The following is a 22,779-nucleotide window of genomic DNA, read 5'->3' on the forward strand; positions in this document are numbered from 1 at the left end:
TCCTTTCCGGCGGCCGGGCTCGGTCGGCGGTCGCGGGCACGGCCCCGGGCCGTCACCCGGGCTCCCGCGGTGCCAGGGGGTCAGTCGGCCGGTTCGTCGGGCACCGGGTGCTCGGCGGGGGAGCCGGCGGGATCCGGGGTGCCCTCGCGACCGGTGTCCCCCTCGTCCGTGCCGGGGACCTCCGCGTCGGGCTCCTGCGCGTCCTCGGCTCCGCCTTCCGCGCCCTGGCGCTCCGTCTCGGGCCTGCGGCTCCCGGGCGGCCGTCCGGGCACGCCGACGACGTCCAAGGGGTCCTCGTCGGGTGCGGCCTGCTGATCGGGAAGGTCCCTCGGTACGGGCTTCGGCATCGGCCCCTCACCGGTCCCGGGGCCCTGTGGGCGGGGCTCGCTCACGGCGTCCTCATTTCCTCGCGCGGGTGTGGCGTGACGCGCAAGTACCCCTCTCGTTCGTGATGATGCAGGTGACCGCCGGACCGCCCGGTTCCGGCCGGCGGGACGGAGGACGCTCCGGCCCCACCGGCGCGGCCGCCCCGCTCCCGTCGGTACAGGACCGGCCCCCTCGGCCCGGTCCCGGGACGTCGGCACCGGCGATCCCGCTCCGGGCCCGCCCCGGCACCGGCTTCCCGCGGGGTGCTCCCTTCCTCGCGCGCGGTGCATGCCCGCGGTCCCGCAGGGCACTGGATGGACCGGGCTCACGCACGACGACCACGAGCACCACGAGGACACGCGGAGGTCACCTTGCGCACGACCGGATCCCCCTCGGCGGACAGCGCCGTGACCCCGGCATGAGGAGGGGACGGCTGGGCGCGACGGTCGCCGAGATCCTGGTGTGGCAGGTGGCGCTGTCGGTGCTGTGGCTCGTGCTCATCAGCACGGTCGACCCCCTCGAACTGTTCGTCGGGCTGGGCTGCGCGCTGGTGGGCGCGGTCGCGGCGGTGGCGGCGCGCCGGGCGGTGAGCGGCCGGTGAACGCGTGGCTCGTGTGTGCGTCGCTGCTCCTGGTGGCAGGTCTCCTCCCGGTCGTGTGGGGCACGGCGCGGGGGCCGCTCGGGCACAGGGTCGTGGCCCAGAACTGCGGCACCTCCGTCGTGTGTCTGGTGATGCTGCTGCTCGCCCAGGGCTACGAACGCCCCGCCTACACCGATCTGGCCCTGGTCCTCGCCGTACTGGGCCCGGTCGGCACGCTCGTGTTCGCGCGGCTGCTCTCCGGCGAACTGGACGAGGAACCGCGGTGGGGGCGGGCCGTGACCGCGCTGACGGTGGCCGCCACGGCGCCGGTGGTGATCGCGTCCTGCGCGGCCACCGGACCGGGGCGGGCCGCGGTCAAGGTCGTGTTCATCGGAGTGCTGCTCGCCGCCGGGAACGTCATCGCCTCACGGACGCTGTCCGGCGCCCACCGCAACCCGACGGAGACCCGGTATGACTGACACCCTCCTGCTGATCTCGCTGTGCGCCGTGGCCGCCACCGCCACGGCCGCGGTGCTGGTCCGTGATCCGGCCCGCCAGGCCCTGGTGCTCTCGGTGCTCGGCCTGGCACTCGCGGTGCTGTTCACCGTCCTGCAGGCACCGGACGTCGCCCTGTCGCAGCTCGCGGTCGGCTCGGCGCTCACCCCCTTGCTGATCCTCCTGTCCGTACGGAAGGTGCGCCGCCGCGGGCGGCGCGAGGAGGACGGCCGGTGAGCCGCCGCCTGCGGATGTGGATCCTGGCCGTGGGCGCCCTCGGCTTCGCCGCCCTGTTCTGCGCCGCCTGCCCGCGACTGCCCGCCTTCGGCGGGGACAGCCACCCCTACGGTGAGCGTGCCGTGCGAGCCGCGCTGGCCCACCGCACCGCCAACGTCGTCGCGGCGGTCAACTTCGACCAGCGGGCGTTCGACACCCTGGGCGAGGAGAGCATCCTGTTCGCCTCGGTACTCGGAACGGTCGTCCTGCTGCGGCAGACGCGCGAGGAGCGCGAGGTGCCGCCCGCGCCGGCCCGGGTCCCGCTCCCCGTCCGCCGCTACGCGCTCCTCCTGCTGCCCGTCGCCCTGGTCGTCGGCCTCTACGTCGTCGCCCACGGCCAGCTCAGCCCGGGGGGCGGGTTCCAGGGCGGGGTCGTCGTGGCGACCGCGCTCCACCTGCTCTACATCGGGGCCGACTACCGCGCCCTGGAGCGCGTCCGCCCGGTCGGCGTGTACGAGATCGGGGACGCGGCCGGCGAGGGGGCGTACCTGGTGCTGGGACTCGCCGGACTCGTCGCGGGGTCCTCGTTCCTGGCCAACACCGTCATCGGGTACGGCACGTTCAACACGCTCGCGTCGGGCGGCATCGTGCCCCTGCTGAACATGACCGTCGGCATGGAGGTGGCCTGTGCCGTGGTCGTGCTGCTCGCCCGCTTCCTCGACCAGGCCGTGGAGATCGAGGAGGAGAGCGGGCGATGAACGAGCGGAGGACCACGTCATGATGTCCGTCCTGCCCTACCTGTTCGCGGGCTGGATCTTCCTGGCCGGGTGCTACGGCCTCGCCACCAGCCGGCATCTGGTGCACGCGGTGGGGTGCCTGGCGGTCTGCCAGTCCTCCACCTACGTCCTGCTGCTGGCCGTGGGCTACCGCGACGGCGGTACCGCGCCGGTCTTCTCCGACCTGAAGCCGGGATCGAGGCCGCTCGTCGACCCCGTGGTGCAGGCCCTGGCCCTGACGGACGTGGTGGTCGGCGCGACGGTCACGGCCCTGCTGCTCGCCCTCGTGATGCAGGTCGCCAAACGGCACGGCACGGTGGACCCCGACGAACTGTCCGAGCTGCGCGGATGAGCCGGCTGCTGCCCCTGGTCGTCGCGCTGCCGCTGCTGGGCGCCGCCGTACTGGTGGCCGCGGGGCGCCGGCTTCCGCGGGCCGCCGCCGAGACGATCGGCTGCGCGGTGGCGGCGGCCACCGCGGGCCTGGCCCTGGCGCTCCTCGCGGGGTCCGGTCCGGAGGCGGTCGAGTGGGTGGGCGGCTGGCGCCCGCACGGCGGCGAGGGGGTCGGCATCGTCCTGGTCGGCGACGCGCCCGGGACGGGACTCGCGTCGCTGGTCTCCGTCCTGGTGGTCGCCGTGCTCGTCTACTCCTGGCGCTACTTCGACGAGCCGCCGCACCGGCACGCCGGCTCCTTCCCCGCCCTCGTCCTGCTCTTCCAGGCGGGCATGTGCGGCTTCGCCCTCACGGGGGACCTCTTCGACGCCTTCGTCTTCTTCGAGCTGATGGGCGTCGTGGCGTACGCCCTGACCGGCTACCGCGTGGAGGAGGCGAAGGCGGTGCAGGGCGCGCTCACGTTCGGGGTCGTCAACTCACTGGGCGCGTACGCGACGCTGACGGGGATCGTGCTGCTGTACGCCCGCACCGGGGAACTCGGCATGCGGCGGATCGGAGTACGGCTCGACGCCCTCGGCGGGCCCGATGCGCTGACCCTGTGCGCCTTCGTCCTGGTGCTCACCGGGCTCCTGGTCAAGGCGGCGGCCGTCCCGTTCCACTTCTGGCTGCCGGACGCGCACGCCGTGGCGCCGACCCCGGTCTGCATGCTGCTGTCCGGCGTCATGGTGGAGCTGGGCTCCTACGGTGTGTGGCGGGTGTACCACACGGTCTTCGCCGGGCCCGGGGGCATCCCGGCGCCGGACGCCGAACACGCCCTCGTCACCATCGGCGTCCTGACGGCGCTGGCCGGCTCGGTGATGTGCTGGCAGCAGCGGCACGTGAAGCGGCTCCTCGCCTTCTCGACCGTGGCGCACACGGGGCTGTTCCTCGTCGGGATCGGCCTGCTGAGCCACGAGGCGACCAGCGGTGTCGCCGTCTACATCGCGGGCCACGCGGGTGCGAAGGCCGCCCTCTTCGCCTGCACGGGCATCCTCCTCGACCGGTACGGCAGCGTCGACGAGCACGAACTGCACGGGCGCGCGAGGGAACTGAAAGGGGTCGGCGTGCTGTTCGTGGCCGGTGCGTTGGCCCTGTCCGGGATGCCTCCCTTCGCGACGGGGCTCGGCAAGGCGCTCACCGAGGAGGCCGGCGGCCCGCTCCTCACCGTGGTGTTCGTCGCCGCGTCGGCGGTCACCGCGGGGGCGGTCCTGCGGGTGGCCGCGCGGGTGTTCCTCGGCGCCGGTGAGCGGCCCGCGGCCGCGGCGGCGTACGAGACGAAGGGGGAGCGGGAGGAGCCGGAGAGCCGGGGGCGGCTCCTGCGGGTGCCCGCGACGATGGCCGCGGTCCCCGCCGTCCTGCTCGCCGGGGCTCTCGTGGCCGGGCTGCTCCCGGAGTTCGCCGCGCGTGCGGGCCGGGCGTTCGGTACCGGGGAACCACCGCACTGGACAGCGCCGGGCCTCGTCCTCGGCCTCGTCTCGACCGCGCTCGCGGTGGGACTGGCCGCGGCGGGCGTCCACGGCCCCGCCCGCCAGGAGCCGTACGGCTGGACGAAGCCGCTGCGCCTCCTGCACTCGGGGCACATCGGCGACTACGTGGTCTGGCTCCTGGCCGGCATCACCCTGCTCGGCGCACTGGCCCTGCCGGGCGTTCTCACGGGGTGACACCCCCGTCGGTCACGGCGCACCGGCGGCACCCGCCCCGGCGTGGACCGCGGACGGGTGCCGGACCCCGTCTCACGCGGCCGGGCACCCGGCCGCGGTGCGCGATCAGACGGCGGCCGCGGACACGACGCGGAGACGATCACCTGCCCCGGCCCCGCCACGCGGGTCGTCGGCCGGCCCCGCCCGCAGGACACGACGGGCGCCCGGCCCGACTCCCGGGACACGACGGGCACCCGGCCCCGGGCGCGGAGCCACGACCGGATGCCGGTCCCGCCTCGAGCCGCGGACGGGTGTCCGCCGCGCGCACGTGGTGGCCGTTCGTCCGGCCGTGCTCCCGGTGGGCGGCGGCGGAGTCCGCGGGAGTCGGAACCGGAGCCGCGTGCCACAAGTGCTCCGCTACTGCAACGCGCGGACCGCGGCGGTGAAGAGCGGAGGGAGCCGGGACGCCGCCGGGACGACCAGGCGGGCGGTGCCGGGACGGCGGCTCGCGGCCAGGAGGGCCCCGGTCAGCAGCCGGTGACGGCGGGTCAGCAGGGCCCACGCCCGCTCGTACTCCCGTGCCCGCCCCGCCGCCAGGCAGCGGACGGCGGCACCGGCCGTCGCGAGGCCGAGGGCGATCCCCTCCCCGGTGAGGGCGTCGACGTAGCCCGCCGCGTCGCCGACGAGCAGGACGCGCCCGGCGACCCTGCGGCGCACCCGCTGGAGCAGCGGACCGGCGCCCCGCACGCCGGTGGCCTCTGCTCCGGCCCCGCGCAACGCCGCGGTGAGGTCCGGGAAGTCGCCCAGGTGCTCGTCGTATCCGCGGCGCACACGGCTGAGGACCGCGACGCCCACCAGGTCGTCGGCGACCGGTGTCACGTAGGCCTCGCCACGGCCGGACCAGTGGACCTCGACGAAGTCCGTCCAGGGCTCGACACGGTAGTGCCGGCGCAGTCCGTAGCGCCGGTGCGCGCCGCCGGGCAGTTCCAGCCCGAGGCCCCGGCGTACGGTGGAGTGCAGGCCGTCGGCGGCGATCAGCCAGCGCGCCGTGAGACCCGCGGCGGTGACCGTGTCCGTGCCCTGGCGCACCTCCCCCACCCTGCCCGGAACGATCCGCACGCCGAGGCCGAGTGCGCGCTCGTACAGCGCCCGGTGCAGTTCGGTGCGGCGGATCCCCAGGCCGCTCGGGCCCCGGAAGAACGCTTCGGCACGGGCGGTGCCGTCCACGTACCGGATTCCGCGCAGTTCCTTCCCCGCCGCCTCGACGCCCAGCGCCCGCAGCCCGGCGACGCCGCTGGGCATGACGCCCTCTCCGCAGGCCTTGTCCACGGGCGCGGTCCGCGGCTCGACGACCACCGCCTCCAGACCGGCCAGCGCGCTGTGGACCGCGGCCGCCAGACCGGCCGGGCCGCCGCCGGCCACCAGGACGTCGATCACGCCGGAACGGACCCGAACGAGGGAGCCGTACCGGCCAGTGCCCGGTTCTCGCACCGGATGCGTACGGTGAGCACCACGGCGTCGGCCAGCGTGAAGAGGAGCGCCGTGACCCAGGCGGTGTGCACCAGCGGGAGGGCCACTCCCTCCGCGACGACCGCCACGTAGTTCGGATGGCGCAGCACCCGGTAGGGGCCGCGGGCCACCAGCGGCAGACCGGGCACGACGATCACCCGGGTGTTCCAGCGGAACCCCAGGGTGGCGATGCACCACCAGCGCAGCGCCTGGGCACCCACGAGCACGGCCAGCATGGACCAGCCGAGCGCCGGGACGAAGGGCCGGCCGGCCAGCCACACCTCGGCGGGGCAGCCGATCAGCAGGGCCGTGTGCAGGGCGACCATCGCCGGGTAGTGACCCCGGCCCGCCTCGATCGCGCCGTGCGCGCGGCTCCGGCGTCCGTTGCGGCGGGCGACGACGAGTTCGCCCACCCGTTCGGCGGCGACGGCGGCCACCAGCAGCGCGTACCAGTCCATGTGTGCGTGTCCCACCGTTCCGTGTCGTGTGCCGGCGGCCTACCAGCGCAGCAGCACCAGTTCGCAGGCGAGGCCCGGCCCCATCGCCAGCAGCACACCCGGCGTGCCGGGGGGCGGGCGACGGTCCGCCAGGGTGTCGCGCAGTACGTGCAGCACGGACGCCGAGGAGAGGTTGCCCACCTCTGCCAGATGACGCCAGGTCACGTCGAGGGCGTCTTCGGGCAGGTCGAGCGCTTCGCCGACGGCCTCCAGGATCCGGGGGCCGCCGGGGTGGCACACCCACGCGGTCACGTCCTTCGGCTTCAGGCCGTGGTCCTCCAGGAACCCCTGGACGTCGTCGGCGAGGTGACGGCGCACCACGTCGGGGATCTCCGGGTCCAGTACGACCCGGAAGCCCGAGTCCCTGACGTCCCAGCCCAGGACGCGGCTGGTGCCGGGGTACAGCCGGCTGCGCGTGTCCACGATCGTGGGGCCCCCGGCTCCGCCCGTACGACGGGAACCGCAGGCCACCACGGCGGCGGCGCCGTCGCCGAACAGACCGGTGGCGACCAGGTTGGCCAGGGACGCGTCGTCGCGCTGGAAGGTGAGCGAGCACAGCTCCACCGACAGCAGCACCGCCACCTCGTCGGGCCGGCCCAGCAGGTAGTCGTGCGCGCGGGCCAGGCCCGCGGCGCCCCCGGCACAGCCCAGGCCGAACATCGGCACGCGCCTGACGTCGGGCCGCAGTCCGAGGCGGCCCGCCAGCCGGGCGTCGACGGAGGGTGCCGCGATGCCCGTGACGGAGGTGAAGACCAGCAGGTCCACGTCGGTGGCGGACAGACCGGCCAGACGCAGCGCCTCCCGGACGGCCTTGGCCCCCATGTCCGTCGCGGTCCGGACGAAGACGGCGTTCGCGGCGCCGAATCCGTCCAGCGTCTCGTACTGTCCGAGCGGCAGTGTCATGTGGCGGCCGCGGACCTTCGCGCCGCGGTGCAGCCGGTCGAGCGCACGGCGGTCGGCACCGTCCCGCAGGCACCTGCGGGCCACCATGTCCGTGATCTCGGACTGGTCGTAGCGGTGCGGCGCGAGGGTTCCGTGAACGGCGGCGATCCGCGTCATAGGACTCCCGTCCGAAACCGACTGGGCCGGGCTGCCCGGCTCAGCAGCCTTTCCCCGACCCGGCGCTTCGTCACCAGGGATCGCCCGTCCGGCCGTTCGTCCCGTGGCGCGCTCCGACCGCGGGGACCGGGCCTCCTACCATCGCCGGGTGGGTACTCCCGAGCACACGACGGCCGGTGGCGGCGCGGGACGCGGGAGCGGCCTGGTGACCGGTCTGGGCCGGGCGTGCCATCCCGGGCCCGTCGTGGCCGTCACCACGTTGACGGCGGCGCTGGCCGTGATCGCCGGCCGCGGGACCGAGGGGTGTGTCCTGGCCTGGGCCGCCGTCCTGGCGGGGCAGTTGTCCGTCGGCTGGTGCAACGACGCGTTCGACGCGGGGCGGGACATCGCGGAGGGCCGCCGCGGCAAGCCCGTCGCGGACGGAGCGGTCGGAGCGGGGCAGGTGTGGACCGCCGCGTACGCGGCGCTGGCCCTGTGCGTGCCCCTCTCGTTCCTCAACGGTCTCTGGGCCGGCGCCGTCCATCTGGTCGCGGTCGGTGCGGGATGGGCGTACAACCTGCGTCTCAAGGCGACCCGTTGGTCCTGGGCGCCCTACGCGCTGGCGTTCGCCGCGCTCCCGGCCTTCGTGACGCTGGGGCTGCCCGGCCGCCCGTGGCCCGCCTGGTGGGTCCTCGGCGCCGGGGCGCTCCTGGGGATCGGGGCGCATCTGGGCGACGTGCTTCCGGACATCCGTGGTGATCTGGTGGCGGGGGTGCACGGGTGGCCGCAGCGGCTGGGGCCGGACCGTGCGCGGCGGCTGCTTCCGGTGCCCCTGGTGGCCGCGTCCGCGCTGCTGGTCCTGGGGCCCGCGGGACCGCCCGGCCGGCGCGGGGTGACGGCGCTGGTCCTGGTCCTGCTGGTGGCGGTGACGGGGACGGTGCTGGGACGCCGCCGGGAACGGCTGGCGTTCGCGACGGCGGTCGTCGTGGCGGCGGTGGATGTGACCCTGCTGCTGGGCGGGACCGGGATGGTACCCGCCTGACCGTCGTGCCCGGCCGTGCCGGGGGCGGTGCTCTCGTCCGTCGTGTCCTTCGCCCGGGCGCTGAAGGAGTCGCCGGGGTCCGCTCGTGGGGGGAAGGGGGGAGCCTGCGCGCACACGCGGAGGACCCGCACCGTGCGGTGCGGGTCCTCCTCAGCGGGACCGTCCGGTGAACCGAATGATCACGGGGTCTGGCGTCGTCCGGCCCTCGGCCGGTCGTCTGCCATCATCCGGCTCCGAACGGGCGTGCCGTCGGGGGCCGTTCAGTGGTCGCCGTGACCGCGGTGGTCGTCACGGCCGTGACCGCGGTGGTCCCCGTGGCCCCGGTGGTCGCCGTGGCCACGGTGGTCGTCACGGTCGTGGTGCCGGCCCCAGGAGACGCTGTCGACGAAGCGGCCGCGCTCGGTGCGCAGCGTGGCGGCGTCGGAGCGGTTGTCCCACACCTCGTTGCGGCGGTCCTGGTAGAGGTCACGGCTGGTGTCGCGTCCGTAGCCGGTGTGGATCCGGACGGTGGAACGCCCGGCCAGGCGGTAGTGGTTGAAGGTGTAGCGGTTGCCCTGCCGGTCCGACAGCGTCCAGCCGTCCAGGTTGATGCCGCGACGGCCCGAGTTGGTGATTTCCACCCACTCCGCGTTCAGGGAACGGGCGGAGCGGTCGTCAAAGCCCGGAGCGTTGGCCTGCACCCGGCTGATCGCGACGTGCGAGCGCTCGAAGCGCGGCTCCGCGGCCGAGGCCGAGACGGAGGCCGAGCCGACCAGCGCACCGGCCGCCAGGACGGCGGCCGCCATGCGGCGGGCGGTGACAGACGTGGAAACGGACATGAAAGCTCCTCAAGGTTCGAGAGCCGGCACACCCCGTGCGGGCACCCCTCGCGGGGAACCCGCACGGTGCGACCCTGTGCGAGTCCCGGCCCGGTGGCCGAGGACTCATAACTTGCTCCACATCCCCGCCCAGGACGGGCGACACCCGACCGCTGTTACAGATTACGGACATGTCGGTTACAGATGCTTGTATCAGCCCTTTAACTGCTGAAAGACCATGAGTGACGTCTCGTCACCATCAACTCCCTTGCCCCTGCGGCATCCTGGCGATACGCGGACGTTCTCCGCGTCATCGGGGAGCATCCGGCCGTCACCCGAAAGTGAGTAACGCCCCTCCGGTCCGTCGCGACCGCGTGACACGGCCGTACGCATCCGCCACCGGGGACCGGTGGAGCGAGCGGGTGGGCGGGAGACCGCCGTCGCGGCGAAGGGTGCCCGGGGCCGCAGGACAGGAGCCACCGCACAACGGCGGAGGGAGAGGGCCCGGAAAGCGGACGCATCGTCAACACGGCCCCGGGCCGAGGGATCCACGGGAAGGAATCCGCACCGCCACGAGCGGTGCCCGCCGGGCCGTCGTCGACGGCCGCGGGCGGAAGGGACCCGGACGCCTCGGCACACGCCTGAACGAGGGCGGGCCGGCGAGGGCGAGGAAGGACGGCGACACTCGGGCCGTCGGAACACCGGCGCGGACGGCGCCGGAAACACGGTGCGCGCCCGGCCGCGGGCGCATGGCGTGCCGGCATCGTGTCAGCACGTCGCCCGGCCACCCTCTCGAGAAGGGTGCCGGGCCTTCGTCGTCCGCCGTCCCGCACGGCGCCTCGGTCGCGGATGGTCGTCGAGGCGCCGTGCCGGCGTGACGCGGGGTCAGACGGCCGTGATGTTCTCCGCCTGCGGGCCCTTCTGGCCCTGGGTGATGTCGAACGTCACGGCCTGGCCCTCCTGGAGCTCACGGAAGCCGGTGGCGTTGATGTTGGAGTAGTGGGCGAAGACGTCAGGGCCGCCGCCGTCCTGCGCGATGAAACCGAAGCCCTTCTCGGCGTTGAACCACTTGACAGTTCCGCTGGCCATGCCAGTGCCTCTCACTCGTCGACGGGTCCGCACCGCGCGAACCCGGAGGTAGTCGTCCTGGTCCTCGGGCACTGCACAGCAAAACGCCCGCACCACGGCGCGGGCAGGTACTGCGAACCACGACATCTGCCAGCGACGTTACACGGCGAGAGCGCCTCTCACCAGAGAGCGAGGGCCGTCAGGTGGAGCGGCACCGCAGACACACACGCCCCACGAGGTCCCGGTATCCGCACGCGGGCCCGGTGACCGAGCGGCATCCAGGCGTGGCCCGACCCTGTCCCACCGTCACGAACCACCCGTCAGGGCGGCACCGGAAGGGACCACCGACTGCGGCTTCCGGTCGCACCGTCGGCTTTCCGCCCGGCGGGCGGCGGGACGCACCGCCGGCCCCGCGGAGCGCGAACAGCCCTCCCAGGACGTACCGGCCGGGGCGACCCCACGTGACGCACGACACGACGAGCCGGCGCGGCACGCATCCCGTCGGCCGTCCCGTGTGCGACGGGTGGGACGTCCACCGTCGCGTGTGGCAGACGGGTCTCGGACGCTCGACGTCTGCTCTGTCGCGGGTCGCTGACTGTCCGTACGCTGACAAGCCAGACAGCTTCAGGCGTGATCGACGGGGGGAACCGTCATGTCCTGGGATCATCAAGGTGCTCGTGACGGCTTCGTCGTTCCGCCGATGCCGACCGCGCCGCCGCCCGCTCCCGCCAGCCCCTGGCGGGCCGTCGCGGTGGCGTTGCTGAATCTCAGCGGGCTCGGGCTCGGTTACGCCGTGGTGCGCCGCTGGTGGCTGATGGCCGTGTGCTGGGTCGCGACGGCGATCCTGCTCCTGGTGGCCCTGCCCGCGGACCCCGACGGGGTCCCCGGCGCCGCGGTGGTGCTCTACCTGGTCTTCCTGGCGCTCGCCGCCGCGCACGGCGCGGCCGTGGGCCTGCGGGCCCGGCCGGCGCTGCTGCCGAGCGCCCTGATCGCGGCCGTGCTCGGCGTCGTCCTGCTGGCCGTGCCCGCCACGGGAGTCGTCCTGTACGACGGAGCGCGTGACGAGGCCACGGAGCGGATGCTCCTCGACCGGCTCGACCGGGCCGACGAACTGGTCGAGCGCTCCGGGAAGCAGGACTTCGCGACGGCCGAGGCCGGCTACCGCCGCGCGCTGGCCTCCTACGCAGCGCTCGGCGAGGACCACCCGGACTCACGCGCGGCCCGGCAGGTGCCCGACCGGCTCGAGACCTACTACGAAACCGTCGGGGCCCCCTACGCGCGCAAGGACTACTGCTCCGCCGTACCGCCCCTGAAGTACCTCCGCACGGTTCCGCGCGCGATGGACGAGAGACAACTGGGAGACCTCGCCGACTGGCCCGACGACCGGCTGGCCACGTCGCTCTACGAGTGCGCGGCGGCGTCGCTGAGCGGTGGGAGCGAGGGCTGGACCACGCAGTTCGACGAGCTCCTGTCGACCTTCCCCAGGTCCGCGCAGGCCGGGAAGGTCGAGCCCGCCGTGCGGAACGCGGTCGACGAGGCGGTCAGGTCCGTGGGCGGCGACGACCCCTGTGCCGCCGTGCAGCGGCTCGACGGCCTCGACACCCAGGTCCGCGGACTGTCCGGGGAGCGGGCCGGAGTGGCCGACGCCCTCGGCAAGGACGCCGACCGGGCCTCGGACAACGCGCGTTCGGGCGCGTACGCCTGCGGTGTCGACCAGTACAAGGACAAGAAGTTCGGTGACGCCGTCACCACCATGAACGACTTCGCCAAGAACAACCCGCACCACAAGAACCGGGCCCGTGCCCGAAAGATCGCCATCGCCGCGGAGGTCGCGCAGACGGTGCCCGCGGCCGGCAAGCGTCTGCCGACCACGGCCTCGGGCGGCGGCATCGCCGTCACGGTCAAGAACGACAGCCCCGACGACATCACGGTCCTCTACACGGGACCGGTGACCGGGAGCTTCGACCTCAAGGCCTGTGGGAGCTGCACCTCGTACTCGCTCGGCAGCACCCTGGGGATCGGCTTCAAGCCGTGCAGCAGCGGCAAGAACTACCCGCAGCGGACCATCCACCTGCCCGTCGGCACCACCTACTTCGTGCACAAGTCCCGGAGCGGCGCCGGGAAGTCCCCCGCCTCGGACACCGCCAAGCTCTCTCCGGGCTACGTCTACACGGAGTGTGCGTACACCACCTCGAGCTTCGGCTACTGAGGCGACGGCGGGCACCCGGCACCGGGCCGGGCGTCCGCCGTCGCCGCAGGCCACGCCTCACGGACCCACCTCACAGGCGCCGTGGCCCCGGTGTGTGGAGCGCGTAACCCCCGGTGATCGAGCGGTGTGACAACCGCGTAATGGGCCCTTCGTAGCGTCGGTGGAGAAGGCACCGATCACACGGAGGACCGCTCGTGACCACGACCACCCAGCAGGTGCGGACGGTCTGCTCGTACTGCGGTGTCGGCTGCGGGATGGTCCTCGACATCGGTACGGGGCCCGACGGACGGCGTACGGTCCTGAAGGCGTCCGGCGACAAGGCGCACCCCGCCAACTTCGGGCGCCTGTGCACCAAGGGCGCGACCACGGCCGACATGCTCGCCGCACCCGGGCGGCTGGCCTCGGCCCTCGTGCGGGCCGAACGCGGCGCGGAGGCCGAGCCCGCCCCGCTGAACACCGCGATCGCCGAGACGGCCCGGCGGCTGCGGGCGGTGATCGACGAGCACGGTCCGGACGCCTTCGCGTTCTACGTGTCCGGGCAGATGAGCCTGGAGGCCCAGTACCTGGCGAACAAGCTGGCCAAGGGGTTCGTCGGCACCAACCAGATCGAGTCGAACTCCCGGCTGTGCATGGCCAGCGCGGGCACCGGATACAAGCTGTCGCTCGGCGCGGACGGCCCGCCCGGCTCGTACCAGGACTTCGAGCACGCCGACGTCTTCCTGGTGATCGGCTCCAACATGGCCGACTGCCACCCCGTCCTGTTCCTGCGGATGATGGACCGGGTCAAGTCGGGCGGCGCCAAGCTGATCGTCGTCGACCCGCGGCGCACCGCGACCGCCGACAAGGCCGACCTGTTCCTGCCGGTCCGGCCGGGAACGGACCTGGCGCTCCTCAACGGGCTGCTGCACCTGCTGCACGAGAACGACCACACCGACCCCGCGTTCATCACCGCGCACACCGAGGGCTGGGAGGCGATGCCGGAGTTCCTGGCCGACTACCCGCCCGCCGCGGTCGCCGCCGTCACGGGCGTCCCGGAGGAGGACCTGCGCGAGGCGGCCCGGCTCATCGGCGAGGCCGGGGAGTGGATGAGCTGCTGGACGATGGGCCTCAACCAGTCCACGCACGGCACCTGGAACACCAACGCGCTCGTCAATCTGCACCTGGCGACCGGGGCGATCTGCCGTACCGGCAGCGGTCCGTTCTCCCTGACCGGCCAGCCGAACGCCATGGGCGGCCGGGAGATGGGGTACATGGGCCCGGGGCTTCCCGGCCAGCGCTCGGTGCTGGCCGCCGAGGACCGCGCCTTCGTCGAGGACCTGTGGGAGCTGTCCCCCGGCACCCTGCGCGAGGACGGATCCGGTCAGGGCACCGTCGAGATGTTCCGGAGGATGGCCGACGGGGAGATCAAGGCCTGCTGGATCATCTGCACCAACCCGGTCGCCTCCGTGGCCAACCGCAGGACGGTGATCGAGGGCCTGGAGCGGGCCGAGTTCGTCGTCGCCCAGGACGTGTTCGCCGAGACGGAGACCAACGCGTACGCGGACGTCGTCCTGCCGGGAGCGCTGTGGACCGAGACCGAGGGCGTCCTCGTCAACAGCGAGCGCAACGTGACCCTCGCCCGGCCCGCCGTGGACCCGCCCGGGGAGGCGACGGCCGACTGGCGGATCATCGCCGCCGTCGCCCGCGCGATGGGCTACGAACGGGGCTTCTCGTACGACAGCGCGGAGGACGTCTTCGAGGAGATCAAGCGCGCCCACAACCCGAGGACCGGCTACGACCTGCGGGGCGTCAGCTACGAGAGGCTGCGCTCGACCCCGGTGCAGTGGCCGTCGGCGCGCGAGGACGGCCCCGACCGCAACCCGATCCGGTACGTGGACGAGAACGGCGCGGGTCCGGTCTTCCCCACGGCGAGCGGCCGCGCGGTGTTCCACGCCCGCCCGCACCTGCCCCCCGCCGAGATGCCGGACGACGACTACCCCTACGTCCTGAACACCGGCCGGGTGCAGCACCAGTGGCACACCCTCACCAAGACGGGCAGGGTCGCCAAGCTCAACAAGCTGAACCCCGGTCCCTTCGTGGAACTGCACCCGGACGACGCCGCCGGGCTCGGTGTCGCCGACGGCGACTCGGTGGAGGTCGCCTCGCGGCGCGGCCGGGCGGTGCTGCCCGCCGTGGTGACCGACCGGGTGCGGCCGGGCTGCTGTTTCGCGCCCTTCCACTGGAACGACCTGTTCGGTGAGTACCTGAGTGTCAACGCCGTCACCAGTGACGCCGTCGACCCGTTGTCCTTCCAGCCGGAGTTCAAGGTCTGCGCGGTGTCCCTGACGAAGGTGGCGACCCCGGTGTCCGTGGCGACACCGGCCACCGCCACCGCCACCGGCACCGGCACCGGCACCGCCGGGGCAGGGGCAGGGGCAGGGTCCGGTGCGGGTGCCGCCCTCGCGGTGGCCGCCGTTCCCTGGGGACCCGCCCCGGCCGCCTCCCCGTCCGCGGGACCCGCGGACGTCTTCGGGCTCCGGCCCGCTCCGCCGCCGGTCCTGGCCGAGCACGAGCGCCGGTACCTGATCGGGTTCCTCGCCGGCATCGAACCGGGCGCTCCGGGCGTGCCGGTGCTGCCGCCGGGCGCCCCGTTCAGCCCCGAGCACGCCCTGTGGGTGAACGGGGTGCTCGCCGGCATGTACTCGCGGGCCACGCCGGGAACACCGTCCCCGGCCCCGGCACCCGCCGGTCCCGTCCGGGAGGTCGTCGTCCTGTGGGCCTCGCAGACCGGCAACGCCGAGGAGTTCGCCACGGCCGCCGCCGACCGGCTCACCACCACGGGGCACAGGGCCACCCTGGTCGGCATGCACGACGCCCACCCGGGGGAACTGCCCGCCGGCGCCGACGTCCTGCTGATCACCAGCACCTTCGGCGACGGCGACGCCCCGGACAACGGCTCCGGGTTCTGGGACGCCCTGGCCGCGCCCGACACCCCCCGGCTGGACGGCCTGCGCTACGCGGTCCTCGCGTTCGGCGACTCCTCCTACGACGACTTCTGCGGGCACGGCCGCCGCCTCGACCAGCGCCTGGACGAACTGGGCGCCGTGCGGCTCGCGCCGCGCACGGACTGCGAACCCGACTACGGGCCCTCGGCCACGGCCTGGCTCGACCAGGTCCTCGCCTCCCTGACCGACGGCACGGAGACGGCCGCGCCACGGACACCCGCTCCCCCGGCGCCCCCGTCCGCCGCCCAGCCGGGGAAGCCGGGCCCCGTCATCGCCCGCCTGGCCGGAAACGAGCTGCTCAGTCTGCCCGGGGCGGGCAAGGAGGTCCGGCGCTTCACCTTCGACACCCGCGACAGCGGGACCCCGCTCGTCTACCGGGCGGGCGACGCCCTCGGCGTACGCCCCGTCAACTCCCCGGAACTCGTCGCGGAGTGGCTGGCCACCACCGGACTCGCGCCGGACGCCACCGTGCGTCTGGAAGGAGGCGGGGAGATCCCGTTCCACGACGCCCTGCACCGGCAGCTGGACATCACCCGGATCACCCCCGGACTGCTGCGCTTCGTCGCCGAACGCACCCACGACCGGGTGCTGAAGAAGCTGCTGCGCCCCGACAACAAGGACGAGCTGGCCCGGTGGTCCTGGGGCCGTCAGGCGGTCGACCTCGTCGCCGAACACCCGGTCCGGGCCGACGCCCAGGAATGGGCCGAGGTCCTGAGGCCGCTCCAGCCCCGGCTGTACTCCATATCGTCCAGCCCGCTGACCGACCCCGGTCTCGTCTCGCTCACGGTCTCCGTCGTCCGCTACGAGAGCCCCGGCGGACGACCGCGCCAGGGCGTCTGCTCGCCCTTCCTCGCCGACGCGCCCCTCGGCACACCGGTACCGGTGTTCGTCCAGCCCTCCCCGAGGTTCAGGCCGCCGGCCGACCCCGCCACCCCCATGGTGATGGTGGGCCCCGGCACAGGGATCGCGCCCTTCATCGGTTTCCTGCACGAACGCCGCGCTCTCGGCCACCGCGCGCCCAACTGGCTGTTCTTCGGGGAGCAGCACCGGGCCACCGACTTCTACTACGAGGAGGAGCTGACCGGTTTCCTCGCCGACGGCACCCTCGACCGCCTCGACACGGCCTTCTCCCGCGACCAGCGGGCCAAGGTCTACGTCCAGGACCGGATGCGCGAGCACGGTCCCCAGCTGTGGTCCTGGCTCCGGGACGGCGCGCACTTCTACGTGTGCGGCGACGCGTCCCGCATGGCCAAGGACGTCGACCAGGCCCTGCGGGACATCGCCGTGACCCACGGCGGTCACAGCGCGGACGGCGCCGCCGCCTACGTCAAGCAGCTCGCGGCCGAGAAGCGGTACGTCCGCGACGTGTACTGACCGGGACGGACCCCGGCCTCGGGAGCCGGGCCCGGGGTGGCGGACGTCCGTCGCCCCGGCCCCGCTCCCGGCTCAGGGCGCGAGGCCGCCGCTCGGCGTGAAGCCGAGGTCGACGGGGGTCGCGGGCGGGCCGTCCCGTCGTACGGCGGCCAGCAGTTCCGGAAGCCGGGGCGGCCACAGCGGCTCCGCCAGGTCCGACAGGTCTTGCGGCGACCACCATCTCCCGCCGAGGATGCCTTCCGCCGCCTGCGACGCGCCCAGTTCGTCCGCCGGCTCCCTGCGCGGCCCGTACGCGAGGAAGATGTGCTCGTACTGCCGCACGGGGACACCCACGCGGGTGAAGTCGTGTTCCCAGAAGCACAACGTCGTACCGTCGGGTTCGATGTCCGTCCAGCCGGTCTCCTCCCGCACCTCGCGCACGGCGGCCTGGAGCGGGGTCTCCCCCGGGTCCAGTCCACCGCCGGGCAGCGCCCAGTGGACGCCGACCTCCTCGTTGTCGTACCGGAACATGAAGACGGCGCCCTCCGGGTCCAGCACCGCGACTCTGGCTGCCTGCCTGGGTATCCGCATCGCCTCACCCTGGCAGAGAGATCTGGATCACCGCTACCGAGAGGCCAAGGTCACAGGCTTGGCCTCTGCTGTCGCTCTAGCACTCTGACCTAGCATCCGAGCATGACAGTCCTGCCCAACGACGGGCTCGCGCTGGCCGCCGAGTTCCCTTCCGCGACCCATGACCAGTGGCAACTCCTGGTAGAAGGCGTGCTGCGCAAATCGGGCAAGGAGGCCTCGGGCGCGGCAGCCGAAGACGCGCTGTCCACCGCGCTCGAGGACGGACTCGCCACCAGGCCCCTCTACACCGCGCGCGACACGGCCGCCGACACCGGTTTCCCCGGCTTCGCCCCCTTCGTCCGGGGCAGCAGGCCCGAGGGCAACACCACGGGCGGCTGGGACGTACGGCAGCGGCACACGGCGGCGGACAACGCCCTGGTCCTCGGTGACCTGGAGAACGGCGTCACGTCGCTGTGGCTCGCGGTCGGCGAGGGCGGCATCCCGCTCTCCTCGCTCGAGGCGGTCCTGGACGGCGTGTACCTCGATCTGGCTCCGGTCGTCCTCGACGCGGGAGGTGACGTCGAGGCGGCGGCCGGGGAGTTGCTGCGGCTGTACGCGGCGCGTGGTGTCGCGGCGGACGCCGTGCGCGGCAACCTCGGCGCGGACCCGCTCGGCCACGAGGCCCGTACGGGGACCGCGACGGACTTCGCGGCGGTCGTCCCGCTCGCGCTGCGGTGCGCCGGCGAGTACCCGGGGCTGCGGGCGCTGACCGTGGACGCGCTCCCGTACCACGAGGCCGGCGGCTCGGCCGCGCAGGAGCTGGGCGCCTCGCTGGCGACCGGTGTCGCCTATCTGCGCGAGCTGACCGAGGCCGGGCTGTCCGTCGAACAGGCCTGCGCGCAGCTGGAGTTCCGCTACGCGGCGACCGCGGACCAGTTCCTGACGATCGCCAAGCTGCGGGCGGCGCGCAGGCTGTGGGCGCGGGTCGCCGAGGTGTGCGGGGCGCCGGGCGCGGGCGGACAGGCACAGCACGCCGTGACCTCGCCGGTGATGATGTCGCGCCGCGACCCGTGGGTGAACATGCTGCGCGCGACGATCGCGACGCTCGCGGCCGGTGTCGGCGGCGCCGACTCCGTCACCGTCCTGCCCTTCGACCACGCGCTCGGTCTGCCGGACGCGTTCGCGCGGCGCATCGCCCGCAACACCTCGACGATCCTCATCGAGGAGTCGCACCTGTCCCGGGTGATCGACCCGGCGGGCGGCTCCTGGTACGTGGAGCAGCTGACCGACGAACTCGCCCACGCGGGCTGGGAGTTCTTCCAGGGCATCGAGCGGGACGGCGGCCAGGCCGCGGTCCTGCGCTCGGGCCGGCTGGCACGCGACCTGGCGGACACCTGGGCCGCCCGTTCGGTGAAGCTCGCCAAGCGGCGCGAACCGATCACCGGCGTCAGCGAGTTCCCGCACCTGGCGGAGCGCCCGGTGGAGCGCGAGCCCGCCCCCGAGGCACCGTCCGGCGGTCTGCCGCGGGTGCGGCGCGACGAGGCGTACGAGGCGCTGCGGGCCCGGTCCGACGCGCATCTCGCCGCCACCGGGGCCCGTCCCCGGATCTATCTGGCCACGATCGGCTCCGCCGCCGCGCACACCGCGCGCAGCACCTTCGTGGCGAACCTGTTCCAGGCCGGTGGCATCGAGCCGGTCACGGAGGGCTCGTTCGAGGACAGCGGCGCCACCGAGGCCGTCCTGTGCTCCAGCGACGCGCTGTACGAGGAGCAGGCCGTGAGCACGGCCGAAGCCCTCGCTGCGGCCGGGGCCCGGCACGTCTTCCTGGCCGGGCGACCCGCGCAGTACGCCGGTGTCGACTCCTACGTCTTCGCGGGCTGCGACGCCGTCGCCGTCCTCTCCTCCACCCTCGACCGCATGGGAGTGTCCTCCTGATGGGAATCCCCGACTTCTCCGGGATCGACCTGGGGACGCCCACCGCCGAAGGCACCGCCGACGAGTGGAAGGCCGCCGCCGGGAAGGCCGCCGGCACCGGCGACGCGTTCTGGGAGACCCCGGAGGGCATCGCGGTCAAGCCGCTGTACACCGGCCGTGACACGGAGGGCCTGGACTTCCTGGAGACGTACCCGGGCGTGGCGCCGTACCTTCGCGGCCCGTACCCGACGATGTACGTCAACCAGCCCTGGACGATCCGCCAGTACGCGGGCTTCTCCACGGCCGAGGAGTCCAACGCCTTCTACCGCCGCAACCTCGCCGCGGGCCAGAAGGGCCTGTCGATCGCCTTCGACCTGCCCACGCACCGCGGTTACGACAGCGACCACCCCCGGGTGACGGGCGACGTCGGCATGGCGGGCGTGGCCATCGACTCCATCTACGACATGCGGCAGCTCTTCGACGGCATCCCGCTGGACAAGATGACCGTGTCGATGACGATGAACGGCGCCGTGCTGCCGGTGCTGGCGCTCTACATCGTGGCGGCGGAGGAACAGGGCGTACCGCCCGAGAAGCTGGCCGGAACCATTCAGAACGACATTCTGAAGGAGTTCATGGTCCGCAACACCTACATCTATCCGCCGAAGCCGTCGATGCGGATCATCTCCGACATCTTCGCGTACACCTCGCAGCGGATGCCGCGCTACAACTCCATCTCCATCTCCGGGTACCACATCCAGGAGGCGGGCGCGACGGCCGACCTGGAGCTGGCGTACACCCTCGCGGACGGTGTGGAGTACATCCGGGCGGGCCGGGAGGCGGGCCTGGACGTGGACGCGTTCGCGCCCCGGCTCTCGTTCTTCTGGGCGATCGGCATGAACTTCTTCATGGAGATCGCCAAGATGCGGGCGGCGCGCCTGCTGTGGGCGAAGATGGTGAAGCAGTTCGACCCGAAGAACTCCAAGTCTCTCTCCCTGCGCACCCATTCGCAGACGTCCGGCTGGTCGCTGACCGCGCAGGACGTGTTCAACAACGTGACGCGTACGTGTGTGGAGGCCATGGCCGCCACCCAGGGCCACACCCAGTCGCTGCACACCAACGCGCTCGACGAGGCGCTCGCCCTGCCCACCGACTTCTCCGCGCGGATCGCCCGCAACACGCAGCTGCTGATCCAGCAGGAGTCGGGCACGACCCGGGTCATCGACCCGTGGGGCGGCAGCGCGTACCTGGAGAAGCTGACCTACGACCTCGCCCGGCGTGCCTGGCAGCACATCGAGGAGGTCGAGGCGGCGGGCGGCATGGCGCAGGCCATCGACGCCGGCATCCCCAAGCTCCGGATCGAGGAGGCGGCGGCCCGCACCCAGGCTCGCATCGACTCCGGCCGTCAGCCGGTCATCGGCGTCAACAAGTACCGCGTGGAGTCCGACGAGCAGATCGACGTGCTCAAGGTCGACAACTCCTCGGTGCGCGCGCAGCAGATCGAGAAGCTGCGCCGGCTGCGGGCCGAGCGCGACGGCCAGGAGGTCCGGGCCGCGCTGGAGGACCTGACGCGGGCGGCCGCCGGTGAGGGCAACCTGCTGGAACTGGCGGTGCGCGCGGCCCGCGCGAAGGCCACCGTCGGCGAGATCTCCGACGCCCTGGAGAAGGTCTACGGCCGCCACGCCGGCCAGATCCGTACGATCTCCGGGGTGTACCGCAACGAGGCAGGGGAGTCCCCTTCCGTGGACCGCACCCGCGCGCTGGTGGACGCGTTCGAGGAGGCCGAGGGCCGGCGCCCGCGCATCCTGGTCGCCAAGATGGGCCAGGACGGTCACGACCGCGGCCAGAAGGTGATCGCGACCGCCTTCGCCGACCTCGGCTTCGACGTCGACGTGGGCCCGCTGTTCCAGACGCCGGGCGAGGTGGCCCGGCAGGCGGTCGAGGCGGACGTGCACATCGTGGGCGTCTCGTCGCTGGCCGCCGGACACCTCACCCTCGTACCGGCGCTGCGCGAGGAGCTGGCGGCGGAGGGGCGTGAGGACATCATGATCGTGGTCGGCGGGGTCATCCCGCCGCAGGACGTGCCGACGCTGCTGGAGATGGGCGCGGCGGCGGTCTTCCCGCCGGGGACGGTGATCCCGGACGCGGCGTACGACCTCGTCCAGCGGCTCTCTGCCGACCTCGGGCACGACCTGTGATCCCACTCGACACCTATGTCAAGGGTGTGCTCGACGGGAAGCGGGCGCTGGTCGCCCGCGCCATCACGCTCGTCGAGTCCACCCGGCCCCAGCACCGGGCGCTGGCGCAGGAGTTGCTGACCGAGCTGCTGCCGTACAGCGGGAAGGCCCGGCGGATCGGCGTCAGCGGGGTGCCGGGCGTGGGCAAGTCGACCTTCATCGACGCGTTCGGCACGATGCTGACCTCGCTCGGTCACCGGGTCGCGGTGCTCGCCGTCGACCCGTCGTCCAGCCGTACGGGCGGCTCCATCCTGGGTGACAAGACCCGGATGGAGCGGCTCGCGGTGGATCCGGCCGCGTTCATCCGCCCCTCCCCCACCGCCGGCACGCTCGGCGGGGTGGCGAAGGCGACCCGTGAGTCGATCGTGGTGATGGAGGCGGCCGGCTACGACGTGGTGCTGGTGGAGACGGTCGGCGTCGGCCAGTCGGAGACCGCGGTCGCGAACATGGTCGACTCCTTCCTGCTGCTCACGCTGGCGCGTACCGGGGACCAGTTGCAGGGCATCAAGAAGGGCGTCCTGGAGCTCGCGGACGTGATCGCGGTCAACAAGGCGGACGGCCCGCACGAGCGCGACGCGAAGTCGGCGGCGCGTGAACTGGCGGGCGCGCTGCGGCTGATGCACGGCAAGGACGCCGTCTGGACGCCGCCGGTGCTCAGTTGCAGCGCCCGCGAGTCGGCTGGTCTGGACACCCTGTGGGAGCGGCTGGAACAGCACCGGACGCTGCTCGACTCGACCGGCGCTCTCGCCGAGAAGCGCCGTGACCAGCAGGTGGACTGGACCTGGAACATGGTCCGGGACGAGCTGCTCGGCCGGCTGCACTCCGACCGGGCCGTACGGGCTCTCGCCCCCGAGCTCGAACGGCAGGTCCGCGAGGGCGGGTTGACGGCCACCCTCGCGGCGGAGCGCATCCTGAAGGTGTTCGGCGGCGAAGGCCGCTGACTCGGACGGCGGTGGCGGGGCAGGTCGGAGCCCGGCCACCGCTCATACCCCGCGGTGACCCGCGTGAACGCCAGGGGCCCCCGGAGTGATCCGGGGGCCCCTGGCGTCGGTGCCGGAGGG

Annotated in this window: 19 protein-coding genes; 12 read left to right on the plus strand and 7 right to left on the minus strand. The window is 73.5% G+C overall.

Annotated elements, in window-relative coordinates; translation table 11 throughout:
* Nucleotides 1-80 precede the first annotated feature (80 nt).
* Nucleotides 81-392: a hypothetical protein gene (locus CW362_RS11360; protein ID WP_103549262.1), complete on the minus strand. Its 312-nt coding sequence runs from the start codon at nt 390-392 to the stop codon at nt 81-83.
* A 392-nt stretch (nt 393-784) separates the two neighbouring features.
* Between CW362_RS11360 and CW362_RS11365 the strand changes: the two genes are divergently transcribed.
* From CW362_RS11365 to CW362_RS11390, 6 genes are read left to right on the plus strand one after another with little or no spacing between them, the layout of a single operon-like run.
* On the plus strand, nt 785-967 hold the full coding sequence (locus CW362_RS11365) for a hypothetical protein (protein ID WP_103549263.1): 183 nt from the start codon (nt 785-787) through the stop codon (nt 965-967).
* Nucleotides 964-1,425: an MrpF/PhaF family protein gene (locus tag CW362_RS11370; RefSeq protein ID WP_103549264.1), complete on the plus strand. Its 462-nt coding sequence runs from the start codon at nt 964-966 to the stop codon at nt 1,423-1,425. The genes CW362_RS11365 and CW362_RS11370 overlap by 4 nt, the downstream gene beginning before the upstream one ends.
* Nucleotides 1,418-1,678: a DUF4040 domain-containing protein gene (locus CW362_RS11375; RefSeq protein ID WP_103549265.1), complete on the plus strand. Its 261-nt coding sequence runs from the start codon at nt 1,418-1,420 to the stop codon at nt 1,676-1,678. Before CW362_RS11370 ends, CW362_RS11375 begins: the two co-directional genes overlap by 8 nt.
* Entirely contained in the window at nt 1,675-2,415 is a 741-nt protein-coding gene (locus CW362_RS11380) for an MnhB domain-containing protein (RefSeq protein ID WP_103549266.1), read from the plus strand. The genes CW362_RS11375 and CW362_RS11380 overlap by 4 nt, the downstream gene beginning before the upstream one ends.
* Nucleotides 2,416-2,434: 19 nt before the next feature.
* Complete coding sequence (locus tag CW362_RS11385; RefSeq protein WP_103549267.1) at nt 2,435-2,785, plus strand: sodium:proton antiporter; 351 nt, start codon at nt 2,435-2,437, stop codon at nt 2,783-2,785.
* Complete coding sequence (locus CW362_RS11390; RefSeq protein WP_103549268.1) at nt 2,782-4,524, plus strand: complex I subunit 5 family protein; 1,743 nt, start codon at nt 2,782-2,784, stop codon at nt 4,522-4,524. The genes CW362_RS11385 and CW362_RS11390 overlap by 4 nt, the downstream gene beginning before the upstream one ends.
* Nucleotides 4,525-4,920: 396 nt before the next feature.
* On the opposite strand, the gene CW362_RS11395 is transcribed toward CW362_RS11390, so the two are convergent.
* Genes CW362_RS11395 through CW362_RS11405 form a run of 3 tightly spaced genes read right to left on the minus strand, consistent with a single transcriptional unit; the run spans nt 4,921 to nt 7,568 of the window.
* A complete protein-coding gene (locus tag CW362_RS11395; protein ID WP_103549269.1) occupies nt 4,921-5,940 on the minus strand; it encodes an NAD(P)/FAD-dependent oxidoreductase in 1,020 nt (339 codons plus the stop codon).
* Nucleotides 5,937-6,470 (minus strand): isoprenylcysteine carboxyl methyltransferase family protein, encoded by a 534-nt coding sequence (locus CW362_RS11400; RefSeq protein ID WP_103549270.1) that lies wholly within the window; start codon nt 6,468-6,470, stop codon nt 5,937-5,939. The genes CW362_RS11395 and CW362_RS11400 overlap by 4 nt, the downstream gene beginning before the upstream one ends.
* Before the next feature lie 39 nt (nt 6,471-6,509).
* A complete protein-coding gene (locus tag CW362_RS11405; protein ID WP_103549271.1) occupies nt 6,510-7,568 on the minus strand; it encodes a type III polyketide synthase in 1,059 nt (352 codons plus the stop codon).
* A gap of 148 nt (nt 7,569-7,716) precedes the next feature.
* Between CW362_RS11405 and CW362_RS11410 the strand changes: the two genes are divergently transcribed.
* A complete protein-coding gene (locus CW362_RS11410) occupies nt 7,717-8,589 on the plus strand; it encodes a UbiA family prenyltransferase (RefSeq protein WP_103549324.1) in 873 nt (290 codons plus the stop codon).
* 260 nt (nt 8,590-8,849) lie between these two features.
* Here the strand turns inward: CW362_RS11410 and CW362_RS11415 are convergent, their stop codons facing one another.
* Entirely contained in the window at nt 8,850-9,407 is a 558-nt protein-coding gene (locus CW362_RS11415) for a lamin tail domain-containing protein (protein ID WP_103549272.1), read from the minus strand.
* An 864-nt stretch (nt 9,408-10,271) separates the two neighbouring features.
* Nucleotides 10,272-10,475, minus strand: coding sequence for a cold-shock protein (locus CW362_RS11420; RefSeq protein WP_103549273.1), 204 nt, complete (start codon nt 10,473-10,475; stop codon nt 10,272-10,274).
* A gap of 631 nt (nt 10,476-11,106) precedes the next feature.
* Between CW362_RS11420 and CW362_RS11425 the strand changes: the two genes are divergently transcribed.
* Together CW362_RS11425 and CW362_RS11430 are read left to right on the plus strand one after the other, a co-directional pair.
* Nucleotides 11,107-12,663, plus strand: a complete 1,557-nt coding sequence (locus CW362_RS11425) for a hypothetical protein (protein ID WP_103549274.1) — start codon at nt 11,107-11,109, stop codon at nt 12,661-12,663.
* A gap of 254 nt (nt 12,664-12,917) precedes the next feature.
* Entirely contained in the window at nt 12,918-17,021 is a 4,104-nt protein-coding gene (locus CW362_RS11430; RefSeq protein ID WP_103549325.1) for a bifunctional nitrate reductase/sulfite reductase flavoprotein subunit alpha, read from the plus strand.
* Between the two features lie 72 nt (nt 17,022-17,093).
* On the opposite strand, the gene CW362_RS11435 is transcribed toward CW362_RS11430, so the two are convergent.
* Nucleotides 17,094-17,591, minus strand: a complete 498-nt coding sequence (locus tag CW362_RS11435; RefSeq protein ID WP_103549275.1) for an NUDIX hydrolase — start codon at nt 17,589-17,591, stop codon at nt 17,094-17,096.
* 102 nt (nt 17,592-17,693) lie between these two features.
* Here CW362_RS11435 and CW362_RS11440 point away from each other — a divergent pair, with 102 nt between their 5' ends.
* The 3 genes from CW362_RS11440 to meaB are packed head-to-tail and all read left to right on the plus strand — an operon-like array spanning nt 17,694 to nt 22,659.
* Nucleotides 17,694-19,505 (plus strand): methylmalonyl-CoA mutase family protein, encoded by a 1,812-nt coding sequence (locus CW362_RS11440; protein ID WP_103549276.1) that lies wholly within the window; start codon nt 17,694-17,696, stop codon nt 19,503-19,505.
* Nucleotides 19,505-21,679, plus strand: a complete 2,175-nt coding sequence (gene scpA, locus CW362_RS11445; RefSeq protein ID WP_103549277.1) for a methylmalonyl-CoA mutase — start codon at nt 19,505-19,507, stop codon at nt 21,677-21,679. The genes CW362_RS11440 and scpA overlap by 1 nt, the downstream gene beginning before the upstream one ends.
* Nucleotides 21,676-22,659: a methylmalonyl Co-A mutase-associated GTPase MeaB gene (gene meaB, locus CW362_RS11450; protein ID WP_103549278.1), complete on the plus strand. Its 984-nt coding sequence runs from the start codon at nt 21,676-21,678 to the stop codon at nt 22,657-22,659. The genes scpA and meaB overlap by 4 nt, the downstream gene beginning before the upstream one ends.
* The last annotated feature ends 120 nt before the right edge of the window (nt 22,660-22,779 follow it).

This window comes from Streptomyces populi, from assembly GCF_002911015.1.
Lineage (GTDB): Bacteria > Actinomycetota > Actinomycetes > Streptomycetales > Streptomycetaceae > Streptomyces > Streptomyces populi.

What these genes read in the sequence shown, in the direction of transcription:
- CW362_RS11365 (WP_103549263.1), top strand. Translation starts at nt 785, where the DNA reads ATGAGGAGGGGACGGCTGGGCGCGACGGTCGCCGAGATCCTGGTGTGG.
- CW362_RS11375 (WP_103549265.1), top strand. Translation starts at nt 1,418, where the DNA reads ATGACTGACACCCTCCTGCTGATCTCGCTGTGCGCCGTGGCCGCCACC.
- CW362_RS11385 (WP_103549267.1), top strand. Translation starts at nt 2,435, where the DNA reads ATGATGTCCGTCCTGCCCTACCTGTTCGCGGGCTGGATCTTCCTGGCC.
- CW362_RS11390 (WP_103549268.1), top strand. Translation starts at nt 2,782, where the DNA reads ATGAGCCGGCTGCTGCCCCTGGTCGTCGCGCTGCCGCTGCTGGGCGCC.
- CW362_RS11400 (WP_103549270.1), bottom strand. Translation starts at nt 6,470, where the DNA reads ATGGACTGGTACGCGCTGCTGGTGGCCGCCGTCGCCGCCGAACGGGTG.
- CW362_RS11405 (WP_103549271.1), bottom strand. Translation starts at nt 7,568, where the DNA reads ATGACGCGGATCGCCGCCGTTCACGGAACCCTCGCGCCGCACCGCTAC.
- CW362_RS11415 (WP_103549272.1), bottom strand. Translation starts at nt 9,407, where the DNA reads ATGTCCGTTTCCACGTCTGTCACCGCCCGCCGCATGGCGGCCGCCGTC.
- CW362_RS11420 (WP_103549273.1), bottom strand. Translation starts at nt 10,475, where the DNA reads ATGGCCAGCGGAACTGTCAAGTGGTTCAACGCCGAGAAGGGCTTCGGT.
- CW362_RS11425 (WP_103549274.1), top strand. Translation starts at nt 11,107, where the DNA reads ATGTCCTGGGATCATCAAGGTGCTCGTGACGGCTTCGTCGTTCCGCCG.
- CW362_RS11430 (WP_103549325.1), top strand. Translation starts at nt 12,918, where the DNA reads ATGGTCCTCGACATCGGTACGGGGCCCGACGGACGGCGTACGGTCCTG.
- CW362_RS11435 (WP_103549275.1), bottom strand. Translation starts at nt 17,591, where the DNA reads ATGCGGATACCCAGGCAGGCAGCCAGAGTCGCGGTGCTGGACCCGGAG.
- CW362_RS11440 (WP_103549276.1), top strand. Translation starts at nt 17,694, where the DNA reads ATGACAGTCCTGCCCAACGACGGGCTCGCGCTGGCCGCCGAGTTCCCT.
- scpA (WP_103549277.1), top strand. Translation starts at nt 19,505, where the DNA reads ATGGGAATCCCCGACTTCTCCGGGATCGACCTGGGGACGCCCACCGCC.